The 6,215-nt window shown below is 50.5% G+C and carries 8 protein-coding genes and 1 other RNA gene; 4 read left to right on the forward strand and 5 right to left on the reverse strand.

The features are described from left to right. Positions 1 to 3: 3 nt before the first annotated feature. Positions 4 to 582 carry a UPF0149 family protein YgfB gene (gene ygfB / locus ACUU1I_RS09250; protein WP_001295378.1) on the reverse strand — a complete coding sequence of 193 codons (579 nt, stop codon included), beginning with the start codon at positions 580 to 582 and terminating at the stop codon, positions 4 to 6. Between the two features lie 167 nt (positions 583 to 749). On the opposite strand from ygfB, the gene zapA reads away from it, so the two are divergent. From zapA to ACUU1I_RS09265, 3 genes are all read left to right on the forward strand, one after another. Next, complete coding sequence (gene zapA, locus ACUU1I_RS09255) at positions 750 to 1,079, forward strand: cell division protein ZapA (protein ID WP_001276008.1); 330 nt, start codon at positions 750 to 752, stop codon at positions 1,077 to 1,079. A gap of 41 nt (positions 1,080 to 1,120) precedes the next feature. Then, positions 1,121 to 1,304, forward strand: a non-coding RNA gene (gene ssrS, locus ACUU1I_RS09260) — 6S RNA. A gap of 20 nt (positions 1,305 to 1,324) precedes the next feature. Next, on the forward strand, positions 1,325 to 1,927 hold the full coding sequence (locus ACUU1I_RS09265) for a 5-formyltetrahydrofolate cyclo-ligase (protein ID WP_000192745.1): 603 nt from the start codon (positions 1,325 to 1,327) through the stop codon (positions 1,925 to 1,927). A 96-nt stretch (positions 1,928 to 2,023) separates the two neighbouring features. On the opposite strand, the gene ACUU1I_RS09270 is transcribed toward ACUU1I_RS09265, so the two are convergent. From ACUU1I_RS09270 to rpiA, 4 genes are all read right to left on the reverse strand, one after another. Then, positions 2,024 to 2,083 (reverse strand): type I toxin-antitoxin system Ibs family toxin, encoded by a 60-nt coding sequence (locus ACUU1I_RS09270; protein ID WP_001387035.1) that lies wholly within the window; start codon positions 2,081 to 2,083, stop codon positions 2,024 to 2,026. 332 nt (positions 2,084 to 2,415) lie between these two features. Continuing rightward, complete coding sequence (gene ibsC, locus ACUU1I_RS09275) at positions 2,416 to 2,475, reverse strand: type I toxin-antitoxin system toxin IbsC (RefSeq protein ID WP_071524576.1); 60 nt, start codon at positions 2,473 to 2,475, stop codon at positions 2,416 to 2,418. A 228-nt stretch (positions 2,476 to 2,703) separates the two neighbouring features. After that, positions 2,704 to 3,936, reverse strand: a complete 1,233-nt coding sequence (gene serA / locus ACUU1I_RS09280) for a phosphoglycerate dehydrogenase (protein WP_001151604.1) — start codon at positions 3,934 to 3,936, stop codon at positions 2,704 to 2,706. A gap of 255 nt (positions 3,937 to 4,191) precedes the next feature. Further along, positions 4,192 to 4,851, reverse strand: coding sequence for a ribose-5-phosphate isomerase RpiA (gene rpiA, locus ACUU1I_RS09285; RefSeq protein ID WP_000189743.1), 660 nt, complete (start codon positions 4,849 to 4,851; stop codon positions 4,192 to 4,194). Between the two features lie 382 nt (positions 4,852 to 5,233). Here rpiA and argP point away from each other — a divergent pair, with 382 nt between their 5' ends. Continuing rightward, on the forward strand, positions 5,234 to 6,127 hold the full coding sequence (gene argP / locus ACUU1I_RS09290; protein WP_000828351.1) for a DNA-binding transcriptional regulator ArgP: 894 nt from the start codon (positions 5,234 to 5,236) through the stop codon (positions 6,125 to 6,127). The last annotated feature ends 88 nt before the right edge of the window (positions 6,128 to 6,215 follow it).

Here is a 6,215-nt window from a genome sequence, read left to right on the forward strand (position 1 = left end):
TTTTTAGTGTAGAGTCGGTTTTTGTACTTCTGGCGCGGTCGGTTGCGGATGAGTAAAGGTGTCGTGGCATAACAGCGCGGCAACACGAACGTATTCGATGATCTCTTCAAGCGACATTTCAAGCTCTTCCTGATCTTCGTCTTCGTCGTAGCCCAGCTGCGCGATGTTACGCAGATCGTCGATGGCTTCACCGGTTTCGCCGGTCACTTTGTCCAGCTTCGGTTGCGTAACGCCAAGACCAAGCAGGAAGTGATTGACCCAACCTGCCAGTGCATCAGCCCGATCGAAAACGCTGACATCATCGCCATCAGGCAGATAAAGCTGAAAAAGGAAGCCGTCATCCTGCAGGGCATCGCTGGTGGCAGAGTGCATTTTACGCAGTGCCTGTGCCAGCTCATGACCGAAAGCCATGCCTTCGTTCGTCAGGTCGTGAAGTAGCGGCAGCCATGAGCTGTCATCGTTACCGCCACATATCATCCCACTGATTAAACCATGCATCTCGGCAGGGGTCAGACCCGTCCCTTGTTGGTTCAGATACTGGTTCATTTCGTTGTAACCAGGCATTTCGTTCTGTATAGACATAAGCATTCGTCGTCAAAGGGAGGAATATTCATGATATGCTACCACTTTGGGCCCTGGTGGACCAGAAAAGGGCTTGTCTCTTCTCATCAGGGTAGCTATAGCGTCGCCCCTTCGCAGACCATGGGTCTAAAGACGAAGGCAGCGCAGTCAATCAGCAGGAAGGTGGCATGTCTGCACAACCCGTCGATATCCAAATTTTTGGCCGTTCACTGCGTGTGAACTGCCCGCCTGACCAAAGGGATGCGTTGAATCAGGCAGCGGACGATCTGAACCAACGGTTGCAAGATCTGAAAGAACGCACTAGAGTCACAAATACTGAACAGTTGGTCTTCATTGCCGCATTGAATATCAGCTATGAGTTAGCGCAAGAAAAAGCAAAGACTCGTGACTACGCGGCAAGTATGGAACAGCGTATTCGGATGCTGCAGCAGACCATAGAACAAGCGTTACTTGAACAAGGTCGCATCACCGAAAAAACTAACCAAAACTTTGAATGACACTTTTCGGTTTACTGTGGTAGAGTAACCGTGAAGACAAAATTTCTCTGAGATGTTCGCAAGCGGGCCAGTCCCCTGAGCCGATATTTCATACCACAAGAATGTGGCGCTCCGCGGTTGGTGAGCATGCTCGGTTCGTCCGAGAAGCCTTAAAACTGCGACGACACATTCACCTTGAACCAAGGGTTCAAGGGTTACAGCCTGCGGCGGCATCTCGGAGATTCCCTTCTTATCTGGCACCAGCCATGACGCAACTACCAGAGCTCCCACTGACATTATCCCGACAAGAAATCCGCAAAATGATTCGGCAACGTCGTCGTGCGTTAACGCCGGAACAACAGCTGGAAATGGGTCAACAAGCCGCTACCCGGATGATGACTTATCCCCCGGTGGTGATGGCGCATACGGTCGCTGTATTCCTCTCTTTTGATGGTGAACTCGACACCCAGCCGCTAATAGAACAACTCTGGCGCGCCGGTAAGCGCGTATATCTTCCAGTTTTGCATCCCTTTAGTGCCGGTAATTTGCTGTTCCTGAATTACCATCCGCAAAGCGAACTGGTGATGAACAGGTTGAAGATCCATGAGCCAAAACTGGATGTGCGTGACGTGCTACCCCTTTCCCGATTAGACGTGCTGATCACACCGCTGGTCGCCTTTGATGAGTACGGTCAGCGCCTGGGAATGGGCGGTGGTTTTTATGATCGGACCTTACAAAACTGGCAGCACTATAAAACGCAACCGGTGGGTTATGCGCATGATTGTCAGTTGGTGGAAAAACTCCCCGTTGAAGAGTGGGATATCCCTCTTCCTGCGGTGGTTACACCGTCGAAAGTCTGGGAGTGGTAAGGGCGATACACCTGCATCGCCCTGATTGACATCGTTGATTCTTTAACCTAATTTAGTGAGTAAGGGTAAGGGAGGATTGCTCCTCCCCTGTGACTGTTAATAAGCTGGGAAACTTATGAGTAACAGTACAATCAGTATGATGGCAAGTCGCATCATAACCCTTCTCCTTCAAGCCCTCGCTTCGGTGAGGGCTTTACCGTTACAGCCCCATGCTGCCCAGCTATCGTAAGCTCTCTTTAAATAACCACAACGCATTGATCTACCTTTAAATCTTTTCTTCGAGCGTGCTCGAAAAACCCCATGTAAAACAGAGATAATTTTTGGGAAAAAGGATCTATTACGGCAGTAAACGTGGGCGATGAAGTGGCTATCAAAAAGTTCGGTTCAGGGCGATGCACCCCGCATCGCCCTGATTGACATCGTTGATTCTTTGACCTAATTTAGTGAGTAAGGGTAAGGGAGGATGACTCCTCCCTTGAGACTGACTGTTAATAAGCTCCGAAACTTATCAGTAACAGTACAATCAGTATGATGACAAGTCGCATCATAACCCTTCTCCTTTAAGCCCTCGCTTCGGTGAGGGCTTTACCGTTACAGCCCCATGCTGTCCCGCCATCGTAAATCCCCATTAAATAAACACAACGCATTGATCTGACTTTGATTTATTTTCTGGAGCAGACTCGCAAAGTAGAATGCGCAACGCGGCAACGGTGTGGAGAAGGGATAAAAAAACGGGCAAGTCAGTGACCTGCCCGTTAATTTTCAGAGAAGGGGAATTAGTACAGCAGACGGGCGCGAATGGTACCCGGAATAGCTTTCATTGCCTGCAGCGCTTTTTCGGCAACGTCTTCGTCAGCTTCAATATCAATAACTACATAACCCATCTGGGCGGAAGTTTGTAGATATTGCGCGGCGATGTTGACGCCCTGCTCGGCGAAGATTTTGTTCAGCGCAGTTAGCACGCCCGGACGGTTTTCGTGGATGTGCATCAGACGACGACCACCATGCAGTGGCAGCGAGACTTCCGGGAAGTTCACCGCAGAGAGCGTTGAGCCATTGTCAGAATACTTGATCAATTTACCCGCAACTTCCAAGCCGATATTCTCCTGCGCTTCCTGAGTCGAACCGCCAATGTGTGGCGTCAGAAGGACGTTGTCGAATTCACACAGTGGAGAGGTAAATGGATCGCTATTGGTCGCCGGTTCCGTCGGGAATACGTCGATTGCCGCCCCCGCCAGATGTTTGCTCGCCAGCGCATCACACAGCGCCGGAATATCCACCACAGTACCGCGCGAGGCATTAATCAGCAGCGAGCCGGGCTTCATTAGCGAAATCTCTTTCGCGCCCATCATATTTTTGGTGGACGGATTCTCTGGTACATGCAGACTCACCACATCGCTCATATTCAGCAGGTCAGAAAGATGCTGTACCTGAGTGGCGTTGCCCAGCGGCAGTTTGTTTTCAATATCATAAAAGTAAACATACATTCCCAGCGATTCAGCCAGAATGCCCAATTGCGTACCAATATGACCGTAGCCGATGATACCCAGCTTTTTGCCGCGCGCTTCAAAAGAACCCGCCGCCAGTTTGTTCCACACGCCACGGTGCGCTTTAGCATTGGCTTCCGGCACGCCGCGCAATAGCAGCAGCAGTTCGCCAATCACCAGCTCCGCAACAGAGCGCGTATTTGAGAACGGTGCGTTAAATACCGGGATCCCGCGCTTTGCCGCCGCATCCAGATCAACCTGGTTTGTTCCGATACAGAAACAGCCAATAGCGACCAGTTTTTCTGCGGCGTTGATCACGTCTTCAGTCAGATGGGTACGGGATCGCAGGCCGATGAAGTGGGCATCGCGGATGGATTCTTTTAATTGTTCATCATCCAGCGCGCCTTTGTGAAATTCGATGTTGGTGTAACCAGCTGCACGAAGGCTTTCCAGCGCCTTTTGGTGCACGCCTTCTACCAGCAGAAACTTAATCTTGTCTTTCTCCAGCGATACCTTTGCCATTTACCCAATCCTGTCTTTTGAAATGTTGTGTGCGGATTTGCATCCGCCTTTCAACATATCAAAAAATAATATTGCGGCAATATGAACGTTTGCGTCGCGATGTTGAGGAAATATCACGCAAAGGTAATTCTTGGATGAATATGCTGGTTTAGAGGATTTATTTAGAGCAATCGACAATTGCCTGGTAAAAGCGTGACACATGTCACCAAATTTAATGAAGAGAATTTTTTTAACGGGGGAGGTTCCCCCGTCAGATCATTTCACAATGGTTTTGACACCGTCAGGTGTGCCAATCAGCGCAACGTCCGCGCCACGGTTAGCAAACAAGCCAACAGTCACCACGCCAGGAATCGCATTTATGGCGTTTTCCATCGCTATCGGGTCAAGGATTTCCATGCCGTGGACGTCGAGGATCACGTTGCCATTATCGGTCACCACGCCCTGACGGTATTCCGGACGACCGCCCAGTTTCACCAGCTGGCGCGCCACTGCACTACGTGCCATCGGGATAACTTCTACTGGCAGCGGGAATTTACCCAGAATATCAACCTGCTTGGAGGCGTCGGCAATACAGATAAATTTTTCCGCAACCGAAGCAATGATTTTTTCACGGGTCAGCGCCGCGCCGCCGCCTTTGATCATTTGCATGTGGCCGTTGATTTCATCTGCGCCATCAACGTAGATGCCAAGGCTGTCGACTTCGTTGAGATCAAAAACGTGAATGCCGAGGCTTTTCAGTTTTTCAGTGGAAGCATCTGAACTGGAAACGGCCCCTTCAATCTGGCCTTTCATCGTGCCGAGCGCGTCAATAAAGTGTGCGGCGGTGGAACCTGTACCTACACCAACAATGGTACCGGGCTGAACATACTGAAGTGCCGCCCATCCTACTGCTTTTTTCAATTCATCCTGCGTCATGATCGTTTCGCCTGTGGTATGAAATTTCACACGCATTATATACAAAAAAAGCGATTCAGACCCCGTTGGCAAGCCGGGTGGTTAACTCATCCATAAAATATCGCGCAATGGCGGGCATCCCCTTTCGCCCCGCAAATAAAGCATACAACGGTCTGGGTATGCCGCTCCACGGTGCGAACAGAGGCAATAACGCCACGCCATTCAACATAACCAGGGCGCGAAGTCGCTAAGCGAAATGCAATAGCGCAAATCCCTGATCTTTTAAGCTGCGCGTTTAACCATTGATACAAATGTTACCCGCCGACGGCTTCGGTATATGCAACCTGACACAAAATTGTGTCATAGTGCAGGAAAAAGCATTTACCAGGAGCAGACAACAGCAATGAAACGCCCGGACTACAGAACATTACAGGCACTGGATGCGGTGATACGTGAACGAGGATTTGAGCGCGCGGCACAAAAGCTGTGCATTACACAATCAGCCGTCTCACAGCGCATTAAGCAACTGGAAAATATGTTCGGGCAGCCGCTGTTGGTGCGTACCGTACCGCCGCGCCCGACGGAACAAGGGCAAAAACTGCTGGCACTGCTGCGCCAGGTGGAGTTGCTGGAAGAAGAGTGGCTGGGCGATGAACAAACCGGTTCGACTCCGCTGCTGCTTTCACTGGCGGTCAACGCCGACAGTCTGGCGACGTGGTTGCTTCCGGCACTGGCTCCTGTGTTGGCTGATTCGCCTATCCGCCTCAACTTGCAGGTAGAAGATGAAACCCGTACTCAGGAACGTCTGCGCCGCGGCGAAGTGGTCGGCGCGGTGAGTATTCAACATCAGGCGCTGCCGAGTTGTCTTGTCGATAAACTCGGTGCGCTCGACTATCTGTTCGTCAGCTCAAAACCGTTTGCCGAAAAATATTTTCCTAACGGCGTAACGCGTTCGGCATTATTGAAAGCGCCAGTGGTCGCGTTTGACCATCTTGACGATATGCACCAGGCCTTTTTGCAGCAAAACTTCGATCTTCCTCCTGGCAGCGTACCCTGCCATATCGTTAATTCTTCAGAAGCGTTCGTACAACTTGCTCGCCAGGGCACCACCTGCTGTATGATCCCGCACCTGCAAATCGAGAAAGAGCTGGCCAGCGGTGAACTGATTGACTTAACGCCTGGGCTATTTCAACGACGGATGCTCTACTGGCACCGCTTTGCTCCTGAAAGCCGCATGATGCGTAAAGTCACTGATGCGTTACTCGATTATGGTCACAAAGTCCTTCGTCAGGATTAATCCATCAAATAATGCCTGATAGCACATATCAGGCGTTGTCCTCACTTCTTTTTGTATTCCTTGAATCACATCACAAAATAGACAAATC

This window comes from Shigella sp. SIG3 (genome assembly GCF_053555855.1).

Excerpts from the sequence above, each read along its gene's own strand:
- ygfB (WP_001295378.1), bottom strand. The coding sequence starts at position 582 with ATGTCTATACAGAACGAAATGCCTGGTTACAACGAAATGAACCAGTAT.
- zapA (WP_001276008.1), top strand. The coding sequence starts at position 750 with ATGTCTGCACAACCCGTCGATATCCAAATTTTTGGCCGTTCACTGCGT.
- ACUU1I_RS09265 (WP_000192745.1), top strand. The coding sequence starts at position 1,325 with ATGACGCAACTACCAGAGCTCCCACTGACATTATCCCGACAAGAAATC.
- serA (WP_001151604.1), bottom strand. The coding sequence starts at position 3,936 with ATGGCAAAGGTATCGCTGGAGAAAGACAAGATTAAGTTTCTGCTGGTA.
- rpiA (WP_000189743.1), bottom strand. The coding sequence starts at position 4,851 with ATGACGCAGGATGAATTGAAAAAAGCAGTAGGATGGGCGGCACTTCAG.
- argP (WP_000828351.1), top strand. The coding sequence starts at position 5,234 with ATGAAACGCCCGGACTACAGAACATTACAGGCACTGGATGCGGTGATA.